This window comes from Comamonas sp. JNW (assembly GCF_003105075.1).
Lineage (GTDB): Bacteria > Pseudomonadota > Gammaproteobacteria > Burkholderiales > Burkholderiaceae_C > Comamonas > Comamonas squillarum.
Genome location: NZ_QETI01000002.1, coordinates 406300 through 423003 on the forward strand (window position 1 = coordinate 406300; position 16704 = coordinate 423003).

At 63.6% G+C, this 16704-nt stretch carries 15 protein-coding genes; 8 read left to right on the forward strand and 7 right to left on the reverse strand.

Annotated features, from left to right (window positions below):
* Nucleotides 1–21 precede the first annotated feature (21 nt).
* Complete coding sequence (locus DCO45_RS04920) at nt 22–1020, reverse strand: LysR family transcriptional regulator (RefSeq protein WP_116924771.1); 999 nt, start codon at nt 1018–1020, stop codon at nt 22–24.
* Between the two features lie 244 nt (nt 1021–1264).
* On the opposite strand from DCO45_RS04920, the gene DCO45_RS04925 reads away from it, so the two are divergent.
* On the forward strand, nt 1265–2254 hold the full coding sequence (locus DCO45_RS04925; protein ID WP_116924772.1) for a DUF4349 domain-containing protein: 990 nt from the start codon (nt 1265–1267) through the stop codon (nt 2252–2254).
* Nucleotides 2255–2356: 102 nt separating this feature from the next.
* On the opposite strand, the gene dnaJ is transcribed toward DCO45_RS04925, so the two are convergent.
* The 4 genes from dnaJ to grpE form a co-directional block, all read right to left on the reverse strand.
* A complete protein-coding gene (dnaJ, locus tag DCO45_RS04930) occupies nt 2357–3487 on the reverse strand; it encodes a molecular chaperone DnaJ (protein ID WP_021028340.1) in 1131 nt (376 codons plus the stop codon).
* Nucleotides 3488–3510: 23 nt separating this feature from the next.
* Nucleotides 3511–3852: a hypothetical protein gene (locus DCO45_RS04935; protein ID WP_116924773.1), complete on the reverse strand. Its 342-nt coding sequence runs from the start codon at nt 3850–3852 to the stop codon at nt 3511–3513.
* A 172-nt stretch (nt 3853–4024) separates the two neighbouring features.
* Complete coding sequence (gene dnaK, locus DCO45_RS04940) at nt 4025–5953, reverse strand: molecular chaperone DnaK (RefSeq protein WP_116924774.1); 1929 nt, start codon at nt 5951–5953, stop codon at nt 4025–4027.
* Nucleotides 5954–6063: 110 nt separating this feature from the next.
* On the reverse strand, nt 6064–6600 hold the full coding sequence (grpE, locus tag DCO45_RS04945; protein WP_116924775.1) for a nucleotide exchange factor GrpE: 537 nt from the start codon (nt 6598–6600) through the stop codon (nt 6064–6066).
* Nucleotides 6601–6853: 253 nt separating this feature from the next.
* Between grpE and rpsF the strand changes: the two genes are divergently transcribed.
* From rpsF to dnaB, 5 genes are all read left to right on the forward strand, one after another.
* Nucleotides 6854–7228 carry a 30S ribosomal protein S6 gene (gene rpsF / locus DCO45_RS04950; protein ID WP_021028344.1) on the forward strand — a complete coding sequence of 125 codons (375 nt, stop codon included), beginning with the start codon at nt 6854–6856 and terminating at the stop codon, nt 7226–7228.
* An 11-nt stretch (nt 7229–7239) separates the two neighbouring features.
* Complete coding sequence (priB, locus tag DCO45_RS04955) at nt 7240–7536, forward strand: primosomal replication protein N (protein WP_116924776.1); 297 nt, start codon at nt 7240–7242, stop codon at nt 7534–7536.
* A gap of 11 nt (nt 7537–7547) precedes the next feature.
* Nucleotides 7548–7829, forward strand: a complete 282-nt coding sequence (gene rpsR, locus DCO45_RS04960) for a 30S ribosomal protein S18 (RefSeq protein WP_021028346.1) — start codon at nt 7548–7550, stop codon at nt 7827–7829.
* Between the two features lie 11 nt (nt 7830–7840).
* Complete coding sequence (gene rplI / locus DCO45_RS04965; protein ID WP_116924777.1) at nt 7841–8293, forward strand: 50S ribosomal protein L9; 453 nt, start codon at nt 7841–7843, stop codon at nt 8291–8293.
* A 166-nt stretch (nt 8294–8459) separates the two neighbouring features.
* On the forward strand, nt 8460–9872 hold the full coding sequence (gene dnaB / locus DCO45_RS04970) for a replicative DNA helicase (RefSeq protein WP_021028348.1): 1413 nt from the start codon (nt 8460–8462) through the stop codon (nt 9870–9872).
* Between the two features lie 33 nt (nt 9873–9905).
* On the opposite strand, the gene DCO45_RS04975 is transcribed toward dnaB, so the two are convergent.
* Nucleotides 9906–10808 (reverse strand): LysR substrate-binding domain-containing protein, encoded by a 903-nt coding sequence (locus tag DCO45_RS04975; protein ID WP_021028349.1) that lies wholly within the window; start codon nt 10806–10808, stop codon nt 9906–9908.
* 284 nt (nt 10809–11092) lie between these two features.
* Between DCO45_RS04975 and DCO45_RS04980 the strand changes: the two genes are divergently transcribed.
* Nucleotides 11093–12625, forward strand: a complete 1533-nt coding sequence (locus DCO45_RS04980; RefSeq protein ID WP_116924778.1) for an aldehyde dehydrogenase family protein — start codon at nt 11093–11095, stop codon at nt 12623–12625.
* Nucleotides 12626–12986: 361 nt separating this feature from the next.
* Nucleotides 12987–14678, forward strand: a complete 1692-nt coding sequence (locus DCO45_RS04985) for a thiamine pyrophosphate-binding protein (RefSeq protein ID WP_116924779.1) — start codon at nt 12987–12989, stop codon at nt 14676–14678.
* Between the two features lie 107 nt (nt 14679–14785).
* Here DCO45_RS04985 and DCO45_RS04990 read toward each other — a convergent pair whose 3' ends face one another.
* A complete protein-coding gene (locus DCO45_RS04990; RefSeq protein ID WP_116924780.1) occupies nt 14786–16567 on the reverse strand; it encodes a PhoH family protein in 1782 nt (593 codons plus the stop codon).
* Nucleotides 16568–16704: the final 137 nt, after the last annotated feature.

A 16704-nucleotide genomic window follows, 5' to 3' on the forward strand; every position in this document is an offset into this window, starting at 1 on the left:
CAAGGGGCTAAATGCTGGATATCAAAGATGCGCAAAGGTCTGCAGGTGCACGGCCAGGTCCGCGTCCTGCTGGTCGGTGGCCTGGTCCTCATTGGCAGACCGGGGGCTCAGGTGCTCGACCAGCAGGCGGGCGGTGACCGGCAGCGCCTCAAAATCACGCGCCATCAGCCGCAGCTCGCGCTGCGCCCAGGCGTCGGCCAAGCGGATGCCGCGCAGGTTGCCCACGCCATGCATCAGCGCAAAGGCGCGGTCGGGCAGCAGGCCGATGCCCAGGCCGTTGTCGATCATGCGGCACATGGCGTCCAGGCTCGTGACCTGGATGCGCTGGCGCAGCGGCCGGCGCAGCTGGGCCGATGCGGTGCGCATGGCCTGGCTGATGCTGCTGCCCGATTGCAGGCCGACAATGTCCCATTCCAGCGCTTCTTCAAAACTGATGCTGTTGCGCTGGGCCAGTGCATGGTCCAGCGGCACCACCAGCATCAGGTGGTCGCTGCGGTAGGGGCGCGACTGCAGATCGAGCTCGGCGGTGTTGGCGACGGCATCGGGGTTGCAGATGCCCAAATCAGCTGTGCCTTCATGCACGGCCTGGATCACCTGCGCACTGAGGTGCTCCTGCAGGTCGATCTTGATCTGGCTGTGCGCGCGGGCAAAGCTGCCCAGGTCCTCGGGCAGAAACTGCACGATCGCCGAAATATTGGCATGGATGCGCACATGGCCGCGCACGCCATCGGCGTATTCGCTCAATTCGCCCTGCATGCGCTCCAGCCCGAACAGCACATTGCGGGCATGGTGCAGCAGGCTCTCTCCCGCTGGCGTTAACGTCACACCCCGGCTGTGGCGGTACAGCAGCTGGGTGTCGACGGCCGTTTCCAGGTCGGACAGGCGCTTGCTGACGGCCGAGGCCGCGATGAACTCCCGCTCTGCCGCCCGGCCAATGCTGCCCAGCTCGCACACCGCCACAAACAGCTGGAGCGAGGTCAGGTCAATGCGGCGCGCAAAACTGCGCTCTGAGCTTTTCATGGCGGGGGAGGTATCGTGTTTTTAGAAATCAGCAGCCATTTTATCGCCAAATATCGCGTTTGGTATCGCGGATGGCGATGGCTGATGTGTCATTTGCATGAAAACGTAGCAGCTTGCGCCAACTACGGCCTTCACCAATCTGCGCTGAATGTGTTCGTTTTTGTAAAGGCATCACCCCATGGGGCAGTCTCACCGCGATTGAGCAGACATCGCAAGCAGCGATGCTCTAGAAACGGAATCACCCATGTTTTCTCGCTCCCCTTCTGTTGGCTTGTTCAATGCGCGTCCTGGTGGCCTGGCGGCCATTGCCATCGCGGTGGCGGCCCTGCTGGCCGGCTGCTCGCCAGATGCCGGGCAGAGCGCATCGACGGCCGAGGCCCACATGGCCATCCCGGCTGCGCCCGCGCCGGTAGCGCCTATGGCCGCCCGCTCCATGGCCAAGATGGCGACGATGGAGGCAGCGCCCGCTGCCGATATGGCCATGGGCCAGGGCGGGGCGGCCGCGCCCAGCGAGCGCTTCTTGGCGATCAGCCACCGCATCCAGGTGGAGACGCCGGCGGCCGATCTGGCCGCGCTGTGGGAGGAGGTCAAGGCGCGTTGCGAGCGGCTGGACTGCTATGTCGAGGGCTCGCAGCTGCGCCGCGAAACCCCGCAGTCGGCGGCCGAGGCTATGCTGGCGATGCGGGTCAGCCCTCAGGACTTTGCTGCGCTGACCGCGTCGCTGGGCGCTGGGGCCCGCGTGCTCAACCACCAGACCACGACCGAGGACAAGACCTATGAGGTGGTCGATGTGGAGGCACAAATCAAGAACCGCACGGAATACCGCGACAGCCTGCGCGCGCTGATGCTGGAGAAGAATGTCAAACGCAGCCTGCAGGACCTGATGGCCATCCGCGACACGCTCTCCCAAGTGCAGGCCGAGATCGATGCGTCCAACACGCACCGCGCGCTGTTGCAGCGCGATACCGCCAAGCAGTTCGTGCAGATGCGCTTCCAGCCCACGCGCGCCATCGTCAGCGGCACCTACAGCCCCTGGCAGCAAACCTGGCAGCGCAGCTGGGATGGCCTGACCCGCAGCGTGCAGTCGCTGATTCTGACTGCGGCGCAGTCGCTGCCCTGGCTGCTGGCGCTCGCGCTGGTGGTGCTGCTGCCGCTGCGCTTCGCCATCCGGCGCTGGATGCGCCGCAGCGCCGCGCGGGCGCAGCGTGCAAACCAGGCAGAAACCCAGGATTGACAAGCGCAGCCGCCATGAAAAAAGCACCAGCGAGGCGGGTGCTTGGCTAGGCTTGGCGAAGGAAGGAGGCGCCGCATCGGATGGATGCGGCGTTTCTTTCTATCAGGTGAACAGGTTCTTCAGACGGTCGGCCCAGGACTGGTTGTTGGGTGTGTGCTTGGCGCCGCCCTTTTTCAGCGATTCATCGAGTTCCTTGAGCAGCTTGCGCTGGTGCTCGGTGAGCTTGACGGGGGTCTCGACGACGATGTGCACATACAAGTCACCAGGGTAGCTGGCGCGCACGCCCTTGATGCCCTTGCCGCGCAGGCGGAACTGCTTGCCGGTCTGGGTGCCTTCGGGGATGTCAATCGCAGCCTTGCCACTGAGCGTAGGCACTTCGATCTCGCCGCCCAAGGCAGCGGTGACCATGCTGACCGGCACTTCGCAGTGCAGGTCATCGCCATCGCGCTCGAACACCTCATGCTTGCGCACGCGGATCTCGATATACAGATCGCCGGGCGGGCCGCCATTTTGGCCAGGCTCGCCGTCACCGGTGGAGCGGATGCGCATGCCGTCGTCGATGCCGGCAGGGATGCTCACTTCCAAGGTCTTTTGCGACTTGGTGCGGCCCTGGCCGTGGCAGCTGGTGCAGGGCTCGGGGATGATCTTGCCGGTGCCCCGGCAGTGCGGGCAGGTCTGCTGCACTGCGAAAAAGCCCTGGCGCATCTGCACCTGGCCGCTGCCGTGGCAGGTGCTGCAGGTCTTGACCTGGGTGCCGGGCTTGGCGCCGCTGCCATGGCAGGTATCGCACTCGTCCCAGGACGGAATCTTGATCTGCGCGTTCTTGCCTGCGGCTGCCTCTTCAAGGCTGATGTCCATCGCGTAGGACAGGTCGTTGCCACGGTAGACCTGGGGGCCACCGCCGCCACGGCGCCCACCGCCAAACATCTCGCCAAAGATGTCGCCAAACGATTCGGCAAAACCACCAAAGCCCTCGCCGCCCATGCCCGAGCGCATATTGGGATCGACCCCGGCGTGGCCGTACTGGTCGTAGGCGCCACGCTTTTGGCTGTCGGAGAGCATTTCGTAGGCTTCTTTGCACTCCTTGAACTTCTCTTCCGCTTCCTTGGCCTTGTCGCCCTGGTTGCGGTCGGGGTGGTACTTCATGGCCATCTTGCGGTAGGCCGTCTTGATTTCGACTTCCGTGGCGGATTTGCTCAGGCCAAGGACTTCGTAGTAATCGCGTTTGGACATGGTGTTCTTGAATTCTGTGGGGTTTAACCAGCGGCGTTCAGGTACGCCCGGGCATGGGTGCCCACAAAGCTGCGGCCGGGATTGTCGCCGTCAATCCATTGCTGCGGTGGAAATAGCTCAAACAAGCCCACCTTGAACAAGGTGGGGATTGCCATCTTCAGCTCTTGTTCAACAGCGCCGCGCTCGCCGGCATTGTAGAGCGCGATGTTGTAGAGCATGGTGGCCACGGTGCCGGTCTGCACCCGGCTGCCGTCCTTGAGCGTGACGGCGGGCAGGTCTGCTGCGCCATCGGTGATCTTCTGGTTGACACGGCTGAGCTCTGCAACATGCAGTGCGTCGCTCGCAGGTGCTGTAGTAGATGTCATCGTGTGCCTTTGGATGCTTGCGTGAAAGGGAGACAGGGCCTGCAGCCCTCTGACCGGAGCTACGTGCTACAGAAGAAAGAGCGATTCTGTAGAAAAGCCATGCCGGAGTGCGGCAATGCGAACTCCGGCATGGGTGCTGGGTAGCGTCGGCTCCAAGCCTGTCAGAAGGCGATTAGTCCTTCTTGACTTCCTTGACTTCGGCGTCGACGACATTGTCATCGGCTGCCGCGGCGCCGGCCGCGCCAGCTGCTGCACCGGCGGCTCCGGCCTGTGCAGCCTGGGCGTCGGCATACACCTTCTCGCCCAGCTTCTGGCTGGCGGTCATCAAGGCCGTGGTCTTGGCTTCGATCGCGTCCTTGTCCTCGGTCTTCAGTGCTTCTTCCAGCGCTTGGACCGCAGTGTCGATGGCCGACTTCTCAGCAGCATCGAGCTTGTCGCCATGCTCGCCCAGGCTCTTCTTGACGCTGTGGACAGCGGCTTCGCCTTGGTTGCGGGCCTGCACCAGCTCGAGCTTCTTCTTGTCGTCGGCAGCGTTCAGCTCGGCGTCCTTGACCATCTTCTGGATCTCGTCCTCGGACAGACCGGAGCTGGCCTTGATGGTGATCTTGTTTTCCTTGCCGGTGCCCTTGTCCTTGGCAGAGACGTTCAAGATACCGTTGGCATCGATGTCGAAGGTCACCTCGATCTGTGGCGTGCCACGGGGTGCGGCTGGAATGCCTTCGAGGTTGAACTCGCCCAGCAGCTTGTTGGCGCTGGCGATTTCACGCTCACCCTGGAACACCTTGATGGTCACGGCAGGCTGGTTGTCCTCGGCGGTCGAGTAGGTCTGCGCGAACTTGGTCGGGATCGTGGTGTTCTTCGTGATCATCTTGGTCATCACGCCGCCCAGGGTTTCGATACCCAGGGACAGAGGCGTCACATCCAGCAGCAGCACGTCGGAGCGGTCACCGCCCAGCACCTGGCCTTGCACGGCAGCGCCCACGGCCACGGCTTCGTCAGGGTTCACGTCCTTGCGTGGGTCCTTGCCGAAGAATTCCTTGACCTTCTCTTGCACCTTGGGCATACGGCTCATGCCGCCCACCAGAATCACGTCGTCGATGTCGGACACAGCGATGCCTGCGTCCTTGATCGCGGTGCGGCAAGGGGCGATGGTGCGCTCGATCAGCTCGTCGACCAGGCTCTCGAGCTTGGCGCGGGTGAGCTTGATGTTCAGGTGTTTGGGGCCCGAAGCGTCAGCGGTGATGTAGGGCAGGTTGATGTCGGTCGCTGCCGAGCTCGACAGCTCGATCTTGGCCTTTTCAGCCGCTTCCTTGAGACGTTGCAGCGCCAGCACATCCTTGGACAGGTCCACGCCTTGCTCTTTCTTGAACTCGGCAATGATATATTCGATCACGCGTTGGTCGAAGTCTTCGCCGCCCAGGAAGGTGTCGCCATTGGTCGACAGCACTTCGAACTGCTTTTCGCCGTCCACATCGGCAATTTCGATGATGGACACGTCAAAGGTGCCGCCGCCCAGGTCATACACGGCGATCTTGCGGTCACCCTTGCCGCCCTTGTCCAGGCCGAAGGCCAGGGCTGCAGCGGTCGGTTCGTTGATGATGCGCTTGACTTCCAGACCGGCGATACGGCCAGCGTCCTTGGTGGCCTGGCGCTGTGCGTCGTTGAAGTACGCAGGCACGGTGATCACCGCTTCGGTCACGGGCTCGCCCAGGAAGTCCTCGGCGGTCTTCTTCATCTTGCGCAGCACTTCTGCGGAGATCTGTGGCGGGGCCAGCTTCTGGTCACGCACTTGCACCCAGGCGTCGCCGTTGTCGGCCTTGACGATCTGGAAAGGCATCAGGTCGATGTCCTTTTGCACTTCCTTCTCGTCGAACTTGCGGCCGATCAGGCGCTTGGCAGCGTAGATCGTGTTCTTGGGGTTGGTGACGGCCTGGCGCTTGGCAGAAGCGCCCACCAGGATTTCGCCGTCTTCCTGGTATGCAACGATCGAAGGCGTGGTGCGTGCACCTTCGCTGTTTTCGATCACGCGGGTGGTGTTGCCTTCCATCACGGCCACGCAGCTGTTGGTCGTGCCCAAATCAATACCGATAATCTTTCCCATTTCTCTACTCCTGTATTTGTTGGGGCGGCTCAGCCGCCCTGATTGACTGTTATCTGTGGCTTTTTGGCCGTTGTTCAAGTGCGCAGCGCAAAAAAGCCGGGAGCTGCGTTTTATTGTGGTGCCGCAACGGTCACCAGCGCCGGGCGCAGCACGCGCTCGGCAATGGCATAGCCCTTTTGCAGCACGGCGACCACGGTATTGGGGTCCTGCGCCGCAGGCACGGCCGAGATCGCCTGGTGGTGGTGGGGGTCGAACTTGTCGCCGGCAGCCGGGTTGATCGCGACCACCTTGTTGCGCTCCAGTGCGGAGACGAGCTGGCGCAAGGTGGCGTCCGAGCCTTCGCGCAGTTGCTCGGGGCTGGCGTTCTGGATCGCCAGCGCGGCGTCCAGGCTGTCGATCACCGGCAGCAGGCTCTCGGCAAAGCTCTCGACGCCGAACTTGCGGGCCTTGGCCACTTCGTCATCGGCGCGGCGGCGGGCATTTTCAACTTCTGCCTTGGCGCGCAGGTACTGGTCGGCGAGCTCGGCATTCTTGGCCTTCAACTCCGCCAGCTCTGCTTCCAGTTGCGACTGGTTGGCAGCGGCAGCGGCTTCCAGCTCTTCGGCGGACATGGGGTTTTGGCCTTCGGGGTGGAGGTTGTCTGACATGGTGCTGTTCGTATTTCGTTAACAAAAAGGACTCTTGTGGCCGCACCTGGGGGCATTTCCTTGCTTTTCAAGGGGCTTATTTGGCATTTCCGCTTGGGAAGATGCACGCCGAGGCGTCTGCAGCGGCCCGTGTTTATAAACCATGTTTGACGGTTTTTGAATTGGTTTGTATAATCGTTGGTTTCCCTTGCCACACCGCGCTGCATTTGCAATCAAGTGCACTAGCGGGTGGCGCAATCCACAAGGAGTTTGCATGCGTCACTATGAGATCGTGCTGCTGATCCACCCCGATCAGAGCGAACAAGTTCCAGCTATGCTGGAGCGTTACAAAGGCATGATTACCGCCGGCGGCGGTAAGATCCACCGCGTTGAAGACTGGGGCCGCCGTCAACTGGCCTACATGATCAACAAGCTGGCCAAGGCCCACTATCTGTGCCTGAATATCGAAGCCGACCAGGCTGTGATGGCTGAACTGGAACACGCGTTCAAGTTCAACGACGCTGTGCTGCGCCAACTGACTGTGCAGAAGAAGAAGGCTGACACCGCTCCTTCGGCCATGATGAAGACCGTGGAACGCGAAGAAGCGCGCAAGGCCAACCAGGCTGAGCACGCCGCTGCAGAGCGTTAATCACACAGGAGGTGGAGAACCGCGTACTTGTCACCGCCGTCATCGCTGAAATCAAGATTTTGCGATACACGCCGGCTGGGCTACCTGCTGTAGATGTTGTGCTGGAGCACCGCTCCACCCAGACCGAAGCAGACCAACCCCGACAAGTCAATGCCGTGCTCAAGGCGATTGCCTTTGGTGCACTGGCAGAGCGAATCGCTCGGCAGGCTGTAGGGAGCACCTGGACATTCCAGGGCTTTTTGGCCACACCGCGCAACAGCAAATCGCTGGTTCTGCACATCCAGGATATTCAACAAGATACTTATTGAGAGGTCCGAAAATGGCCACGTTCAAGAAATTCAACAAAGACAAGCGCCCAAAGCGCAACACCCAGTCGCTGCTGTTCAAGCGCAAGCGTTTCTGCCGCTTCACCGTGGCTGGCGTCGAAGAAATCGACTACAAGGATGTCGACACCCTGCGTGACTTCGTTGCTGAAAACGGCAAGATCATTCCCGCTCGTCTGACCGGCACCCGCGCCATCTACCAACGTCAGCTGAACACTGCCATCAAGCGCGCTCGCTTCCTGGCCATGGTTCCTTACTCTGACCAACACAAGATCTAAGGAGCACGAACATGCAAATCATTCTGCTCGACAAGGTCGTGAACCTGGGCAACCTGGGTGAAATCGTGAAGGTCAAGGACGGCTACGCACGTAACTTCCTGATCCCTTCGGGCCGCGCACGCCGCGCTACCGAAGCTGCCAAGGCTGAATTCGAAGCCAAGCGCGCTGAGCTGGAAAAGGCTGCTGCTGAAAAGCTGGCTGCTGCCCAAGCACAAGGCGAGAAGCTGTCCGGCCAGACCGTGAAGCTGACCCAAAAGGCAGGTGTGGATGGCCGTCTGTTCGGCTCCGTCACCAACCACGACATCGCTGATGAACTGGGCAAGATGGGCTTCCAAGTGGTCAAGTCGCAAGTGCGTCTGCCCAACGGTCCTATCAAGACCGTGAGCGAGACCGCTGTGGAAGTGGCTCTGCACACCGACGTGGTGGTGGAAGTGAATGTGTCCGTCTACGGCGAACACGTTTAATTCCTGCGCTCTGCGTTGACAAGCCGCCCTCGGGCGGCTTTTTCGTTCCCGGCCGCAGCGTTTCCGGGATGCGGGTTTTGTTTGTCGCTGCCAGCCTTGCGCGGCATCTGCGCTATTCTTGCGGATTGCTGGCTGCCGGGCCAGCGTTTGCTCATTTGGATTTCCCATGTCAGAGACCTTTCCCCCCCTGGATGACACTGCCTTCATCACCCCCGACAAGCAGGTGGCGCAGCTGCGCATTCCGCCGCATTCGATCGAGTCGGAGTCCAGCGTGCTGGGGGGGCTGCTGCTGGACAACAACGCCTGGGACCGGGTGGGCGATGTGCTGGCCGAAGACAACTTCTACCGCCATGAGCACAAGCTGATCTTCGCGGCCATGGCCAGCATGATCAATGCCGGCAAGCCCGCCGATGTGATCACGGTCTATGAGCACCTGCAAAGCATCGGCAAGGCCGAAGAGGTGGGCGGACTGGCCTACCTGAACCAGCTGGCCCAGTATGTGCCCAGCGCCACCAATATCCGCCGCTATGGCGAAATCGTGCGCGAGCGCTCGATCCTGCGCAAGCTGGTCACCGCCAGCGACGAGATCGCTACCAATGCCTTCAACCAGCAGGGCAAGACGGTGGACCGCATTCTGGACGAAGCCGAGCAGAAGATCTTTGCCATTGGCGAAGAGGGCTCGCGCATGAAGCAGGGCTTCCAGTCGCTGGACAACCTGGTCGTGGATCTGCTCGACCGGGTGCAGGAGATGGCGGACAACCCGGTCGATGTGACCGGTGTGCCCACCGGCTTTGCCGACCTGGACCGCATGACCAGCGGCCTGCAGGCCGGTGACCTGGTGGTGCTGGCCGCGCGCCCCTCGATGGGCAAGACCTCGTTCGCGGTGAACATTGCCGAGCATGTGGCGCTCAATGAAGGCCTGCCGGTAGCCATCTTCTCAATGGAAATGGGTGCCGCCCAATTGGCGGTGCGTATCGTCGGCTCGATCGGCCGGGTCAACCAGGGCAATCTGCGTACCGGCAAGCTGACCGATGAGGAGTGGCCGCGCCTGTCCGAGGCGATCGAGCGGCTGCGCACGGTCTCGCTGCACATCGATGAGACCCCGGGCCTGACGCCGTCGGAGCTGCGCGCCAACTCGCGCCGCCTGGCCCGCCAGTGCGGCAAGCTTGGCCTGATCGTGGTCGACTACCTGCAGCTGATGAGCGGCTCGGGCTCGGCCGCCAGCTCGGACAACCGGGCGACGGAGCTCGGTGAAATCTCGCGCGGATTGAAGATGCTGGCCAAGGAGCTGCAATGCCCGGTGATTGCGCTGTCGCAGCTCAACCGCTCGGTCGAGCAGCGCACCGACAAGCGCCCGATGATGTCCGACCTGCGCGAATCGGGCGCCATCGAGCAGGATGCGGACATCATCATGTTCATCTACCGCGATGACTACTACAACAAGGAGAGCAATGAGCCCAATGTGGCCGAGGTCATCATCGGCAAGCAGCGTAACGGCCCGACCGGCACGGTCAAGCTGTTCTTCCAGAAGAACCAGACCCGCTTTGAAAATCTGGCGGTGGGCGGCGACGACTATTGATGCACGCCAGCGCCGGGCAGGCTGGGGTGGGGCTCAGTCCTGCTGCCCCTGGCTTTGCTGGAGCACCCATTGCTCAAAAGCCTGCAGTGCGGCCGACGGTTCGCGGTAGGTGGGGTAGCTGAACCAGTAGCTTTGCGTGCCCGGCAAGGTCTGGGTATGGGCGGGGATCAGCTGGCCCGCATCAAGCGCCGGTTGCACCAGCACCTCGGGCACCAGGCCCACGCCCAGGCCGGCGGCGGCCGCCATGATGACCATCGAGAACAGCTCATAGCGCGGCCCGCGCGAGGCCTGCACCGAGTAGTCCCAGCCCAGGCCGTTGTACCAGTCGCGCCAGGCAGCGGGCCGGCTCTCCAGCCCGATGTGCACCAGCGGCTGCCAGTCCTCCTGCGTGGCCAGCGCATGCTGCGCTGCAAAGGCCGGGCTGCAGACGGGGATGCAGGCGCCATCGCGGGCAATGCGCTGCCCCTGGGTCTTGGACCAGAGGCCGTCGCCCGAATAGATGGCTCCGTCAAAACCGCTTTCCTCGAACGCAAAAGGCTCGGAGCGCACCGACAGGTGCACATGGATGTCCGGGTGCAGCTGCGCAAAGGCCGGCAGCCGGGGCACCAGCCACTGCGTGGCAAAGCTGGAGACGACGGCCAGGTGGATGGCATAGCCCTGGGCGCGGCTGTTGGCGATCTCTTGCGTATCGCGCTCCAGGCCGTTGAGGTGCACACGCACACGCTGCGCATATCGTTTACCCGCATCGGTCAGCATGACGCGGCGTTTGTGGCGTACAAAAAGCGGCACCCCCAGCCGGTCCTCCAGCGCCGCGACATGGCGGCTGACGGCACTGGCGGTCAACGCTAACTCATTGGCAGCGCGGGAGAAATTGCCGTGCCGGGCCGAGGCTTCAAAAGCCATCAACAGGCCGATATTGGGAATCGCGTTGCGCATGGGTGGGGACTTTGTTCAAAAAACGCACTATGTCTCACCATTTTCTCATTTTGTTGTTCCTGATAGTTCACATAGTATTTTTAAGTTTGGTGCTTCTGCCCCCGCCGCGCACTGCCGCAGGCGGGCCCTGTGCAGCCCTGTCACGGGCAGGGTGTACAAAGCGCTGTGCCCGTGTCCGGGCGCGCAGCGCTTTAAGCTGCGATGGCAGCACCCCCCATCATGGTCCGGGCCCGCACAGAGGGCCGGACAGTTTCTGTTGTGATAGTGAATAGGAAAGACGAGCGATGACGCAATCCACCCAACGTTTGAACGATATTCTCAAGGCGCTTGCGCTCGACCTCCAGCCCCTGGCAGGCCAGGACATCACCAGCCGCTCGCCCGCCGACGGCGCCACCCTGGCCGTGTTGAAAGCCCACAGCGCGCAGCAGGCGCAAGAGGCGATTGCCGCTGCCCACCAGGCCTACCTGCAGTGGCGCACCGTGCCCGCCCCCGTGCGTGGCGAGTTGGTGCGCCGCTTTGGCCAGACCCTGCGCCAGCACAAGGCGGCACTCGGCGCCCTGGTGTCGATTGAAGCGGGCAAGATCACCTCCGAAGGCCTGGGCGAAGTCCAGGAAATGATCGATATCTGCGACTTTGCCGTTGGCCTGTCGCGCCAGCTCCATGGCCTGACGATTGCCAGCGAGCGCCCCGGCCACCGCATGATGGAAACCTGGCACCCGATGGGCGTCGTGGGCATCATCTCGGCCTTCAACTTCCCCGTGGCCGTCTGGTGCTGGAACAGCGCTTTGGCGCTGGTCTGCGGCGACGCGGTGGTGTGGAAGCCTTCCGAGAAGACCCCGCTGACGGCCGTGGCCTGCCAGCACCTGCTGGAGCAGACGATGGCTGCCTTCAACCAGGAGCAACCCGGCGCCGTGCCAGCGGGCCTGGCCCAGCTGCTGATTGGCGCCCGTGAAGTGGGCGAAGTGCTGGTGGACAGCCCGCTGGTGCCCGTGGTCAGCGCCACCGGTTCGACCCGCATGGGCCGCCAGGTCGGCGTCAAGGTGGCCGAGCGCTTTGGCCGCTCCATCCTGGAGCTGGGTGGCAACAACGCGATGATCGTCACGCCGTCGGCCGACCTGGAGCTGGCCGCCCGCGCCATCACCTTTGCAGCCGTCGGTACTGCCGGCCAGCGTTGCACCACCTTGCGCCGCCTGATCGTGCACAAGTCGGTGGCCGACCAGCTGGTGGCACGCCTGGAAAAGATCTACGGCAGCGTCACCGTGGGTGACCCGCTGACCGACGGCACTTTGGTGGGTCCGCTGATCGACAAGGCCTCGTTCGACGGCATGCAGGCCGCACTGGCCCAGGCCAAGGAAGAGGGCGGCACCGTCATCGGCGGCCAGCGCGAGCGCGAAGACCTGGGCCAGGACGCCTACTATGTGCGCCCGGCTCTGGTGAAGATGCCTGCGCAGACCAAGGTGATGGAGCACGAAACCTTTGCGCCCATCCTCTACATCGTCACCTACGAAGGCAGCGCCGACGACGCGATCGCGGTGCAGAATGCGGTGCCCCAGGGCCTGTCGTCCGCCATCTTCACCAGTGACCTGCGCGATGCAGAGCGCTTCATGTCGCCCGCCGGCAGCGACTGCGGTATTGCCAACGTCAATATCGGCACCTCGGGCGCGGAAATCGGTGGCGCCTTTGGTGGCGAGAAGGAAACGGGCGGCGGCCGTGAATCGGGCTCGGACGCCTGGAAAGGCTATATGCGCCGCGCCACCAACACCATCAACTACAGTGGCGCGCTGCCACTGGCGCAAGGCGTGCGCTTTGACGTGTGATGAGTGGGCAGCCGCAGGCTGGCGCCGTGGGCATGCTGCCCGCTGCCCGGGCCTGCAGGTTTCGCCACCGGGGCGGCCACTGCGCCGCCGGGTGTGTGCTGCCAGCGCAGGCCACTGATATGCGGGTGCCCCATGCGGCTTCCCACCCAGACAGGGGCTTGGCGCTCCTGTCTCCAACCCCACCAGCATCTGCCAAGGGCTGGCCTGCCACCGTTGCAGGCCAGCCCTTGTTGCATCCGATGCTGCCGTTATTTGTGGCGCTGCGCAGCCATTTGCTGCGCTGGCGCAATGTGTAGCCAGGCCAGATCGGGTCCAATGCCCCGCTTCTGGCGCATCGATGACAAGACCAAGGAGACAAGACATGGCAGACAAGCAAGCAACACGCACCGGTGGCCAGCTGGTGGTGGACCAGCTGCTGGTGCACGGCGTGCAGCAGATTTTCACGGTGCCGGGCGAGAGCTTTCTGGCGGTGCTCGATGCGCTCTATGACGCGCCCATCGAGACGACGATCTGCCGCCAGGAGGGCGGCGCCGCGATGATGGCCGAAGCCCAGGGCAAGCTCACGGGCCAGCCGGGGATCTGCATGGTCACGCGCGGGCCAGGTGCTACCAATGCCTCGGCCGGCTTGCACATTGCGATGCAGGACTCCACGCCGATGATCCTCTTCGTCGGCCAGATCGAGCGCTCGGCGCGCGGCCGCGAGGCCTTCCAGGAGCTGGACTACCGCGCGGTGTTTGGCAGCATGGTCAAGTGGGCGACCGAGATCGATGATGCGGCGCGCATCCCCGAGACCATTGCCCGTGCCTTTGCCGTGGCCACCAGCGGCCGCCCCGGCCCGGTGGTGATTGCGCTGCCCGAAGACATGCTGCGCGATGCCGTCAGCGTGCCCGATGCGCGCCGCTACCAGCCCGCGCCCGCCAACGCCGCCGATGCCGATGTGGCCGCCGTCGTCGCCCAGCTGGCCGCCGCGCAGAACCCCATCATCATTGCCGGTGGCTCGCGCTGGACTGCGCAGGCCCATGCGGATATCGCCGCCTTTGCCGCCGCCCATGCGGTGCCGGTGGCCTGCTCCTTCCGCCGCCAGATGGTGTTCCCCGCCCACCACGGCAACTATGCTGGCGATGTAGGCCTGGGCGTCAACCCCAAGCTGATTGCCCGCATCAAGCAGGCCGATCTGGTCGTGCTGCTGGGCGGTCGCATGTCCGAGGTGCCCTCGCAGGGCTACAGCCTCTTGGGCATTCCGGCCAGCAGCGGCCAGCGGCTCATCCATGTGCATCCGGATCCCGATGAACTGGGCCGGGTCTACCAGGCTGACCAGGCGGTGGTGGCGGCGCCCGACTCCTTTTGCGCAGCCCTGGCACGCCAGCCTGCCGCTGCGCCGCGCGCCGAGCGCCAGGCGCTGGTGCAGCAGGCCCATGCCGACTACCTGGCATGGAGCAATCCTGCGCCCATCCAGGTGCCTGGCGCGCTGCAAATGGGCCAGCTGATGGCGCATCTGCGCGAGGTGCTGCCGGCCGACACGGTCTGGTGCAATGGCGCTGGCAACTTTGCCACCTGGGTGCACCGCTTCTGGCCGTTTACGCACTACGGCAGCCAGCTCGCTCCCACCAGCGGCAGCATGGGCTATGGGCTGCCTGCCGCCGTGGGCGCCAAGCGCCTGGACAAGCGGCGCAGCGTCGTCTGCATTGCCGGAGATGGCGACTTTCTGATGCATGGCCAGGAGTTTGCGACCGCCGTGCAGTACCAGCTGCCGGTCATCGTGCTGCTGATCGACAACGGCATGTACGGCACCATCCGCATGCACCAGGAGCGCGACTACCCCCATCGGGTCAGCGCCACCGAGCTGCGCAACCCCGACTTTGTCGCCTATGCCAAGGCCTTCGGCGGCAATGCCGCCCTGGTCGAGAAGACCGAAGACTTTGCGCCCGCGCTCGCTGCCATGCGCAGCTGGGCGGAACAGCACCAGCTGCCGGTGATCCTGCACTGCAAGCTCGATCCGCAGGCGATCACGCCGGCGCGCAGCCTGGACCAGATCCGCGGCACCGGCGTTTAAACGCAGGCTGAAGGCACGAAAAAAAGGCACCGAGTGGAGACTCGGTGCCTTTTGTGCTTAGGCGCGTTGGCAGCGGCTACAAAGCCCCCGCTGCAACCTAAAGTGGTTTACAGCACATCGCTGGCAAAGTCGGCCAGGCGCGAGCGCTCACCGCGTGCCAGCGTGATGTGGCCGCTGTGTGGCCAGCCCTTGAAGCGGTCCACCACATAGGTCAGGCCCGAAGAGCCTTCGGTCAAGTAGGGCGTGTCGATCTGGGCCAGGTTGCCCATGCAGATGATCTTGGTGCCAGGGCCGGCACGGGTGATCAGGGTCTTCATCTGCTTGGGCGTCAGGTTCTGCGCCTCATCGATGATCACGTACTTGTTCAAGAAGGTGCGACCGCGCATGAAGTTCATGCTCTTGATCTTGATGCGGCTGCGGATCAGGTCATTGGTGGCAGAGCGCCCCCATTCACCGGGGTTGCCGCCGTCGCCCTTGGCCAGGAACTCGAGGTTGTCATCCAGCGCGCCCATCCAGGGGCCCATCTTCTCTTCTTCGGTGCCGGGCAGGAAACCGATGTCCTCGCCTACGCTCACCGTGGCGCGGGTCATGATGATCTCGGTGTAGCGGCGCTCGTCGAGCACCTGGTTCAGACCAGCAGCCAGGGCCATCAAGGTCTTGCCGGTGCCTGCCGTACCAGCCAGGGTGACAAAGTCCACATCCGGGTCCATCAGCAGGTTCATCGCGAAGTTCTGCTCACGGTTGCGCGTGGTCACGCCCCACACATTGTTCTTCTGGTGGCCGTAGTCCTTCAGCGTCTCGAGCACGGCGGTCTTGTCGCGGATCTCGATCACGCGGGCAAACAGGCTGTTCTCGCCCGGTGCCTCGTAGAAGACGAACTGGTTGATGTGCAGCTGCTGGGTGATGGCGCCGCTGATGCGGTAGCAGGTGGAGGCGCCCGACTGCCAGCTCTCGACCTTCTTGCCGACCTTGGCCCAGAAGTCCAGCGGCAGCTGCAGCATGCCGGTGTAGAGCAGGTCGCCGTCTTCCAGCGTCTTGTCGTTCTGGTAGTCCTCGGCCTCCAGGCCCAGTGCGCGCGCCTTGACGCGCATGTTGATGTCCTTGGACACCAGCACGACGGGCCGGTCAGGGTGGCGCTGGCGCAGGGCCTCGACCACGCCCAGGATCTGGTTGTCGGCCTTGCCCTGGGGCAGGCTCTGGGGCAGCTGGTAGTTCAGCGGCTCGGTCTGGAAGAACAGGCAGCCGCTGGCGCCCTTCTGGCCGGTGGCATCGAGGCGAATGCCCTGGGCCAGGTGCGCTTCCTGGCTGGCCACCAGCGCGTCGGGCGTGCGGCTGGCCTGCCGGCCGTTGCGGGCCACTTCGGTCATGCCCTTCTTGTGGCCATCGAGCTCTTCGAGCACGATCATCGGCAGGTAGATGTCGTGCTCTTCAAAGCGGAACAGGCTGCTGGGGTCATGCAGCAGCACATTGGTGTCGAGCACAAAGAGCTTGGCCTTGTCGCTGCGCGGCTTGGTGGCCTTGGCCGGCTTGCTGGCCAGCACCGGGCTGGCTTCGGCCACGGCAGGGCTGCGGGCCGGTTGCGCAGGCTTGGCTGCTGCTGGCGCCTTGGCGCTTGCGGCCACGGTCGCAGGGGCTTGCACGGGAGCAGGGGCGGCCGCCGCTTTCTTGCTGCGGCTGCTGGTCCTGGGCGCGGCAGCGGCTTGCGTACCACGGCGCGGCGCAGGGCTTGCGGCCACGGTGGCGGGCGCCGTGTCCAGGTCTAGAAGATCGTTGTCTTGTTCATCGCGCGCAGCGGCCGCGGATGCACGGGATGGGGTGTTGGTCTTGGCGGAAAAGTCACCAGCGGATAGCTGGCTGCCACGGCGGGTAGGTGCGGGAGGCAAGGGCATGGAGCTCGGGGCCTTTATCTAAACACTCGCCAAATGGGCGAACTCACTCCGAACGCCTGCCACCCCGGATGCAAAAAAGGCCATCTCGCAAGCAAGACAGCCTTTTTCATGGGGAATGACAGAACAATCCGGACTCA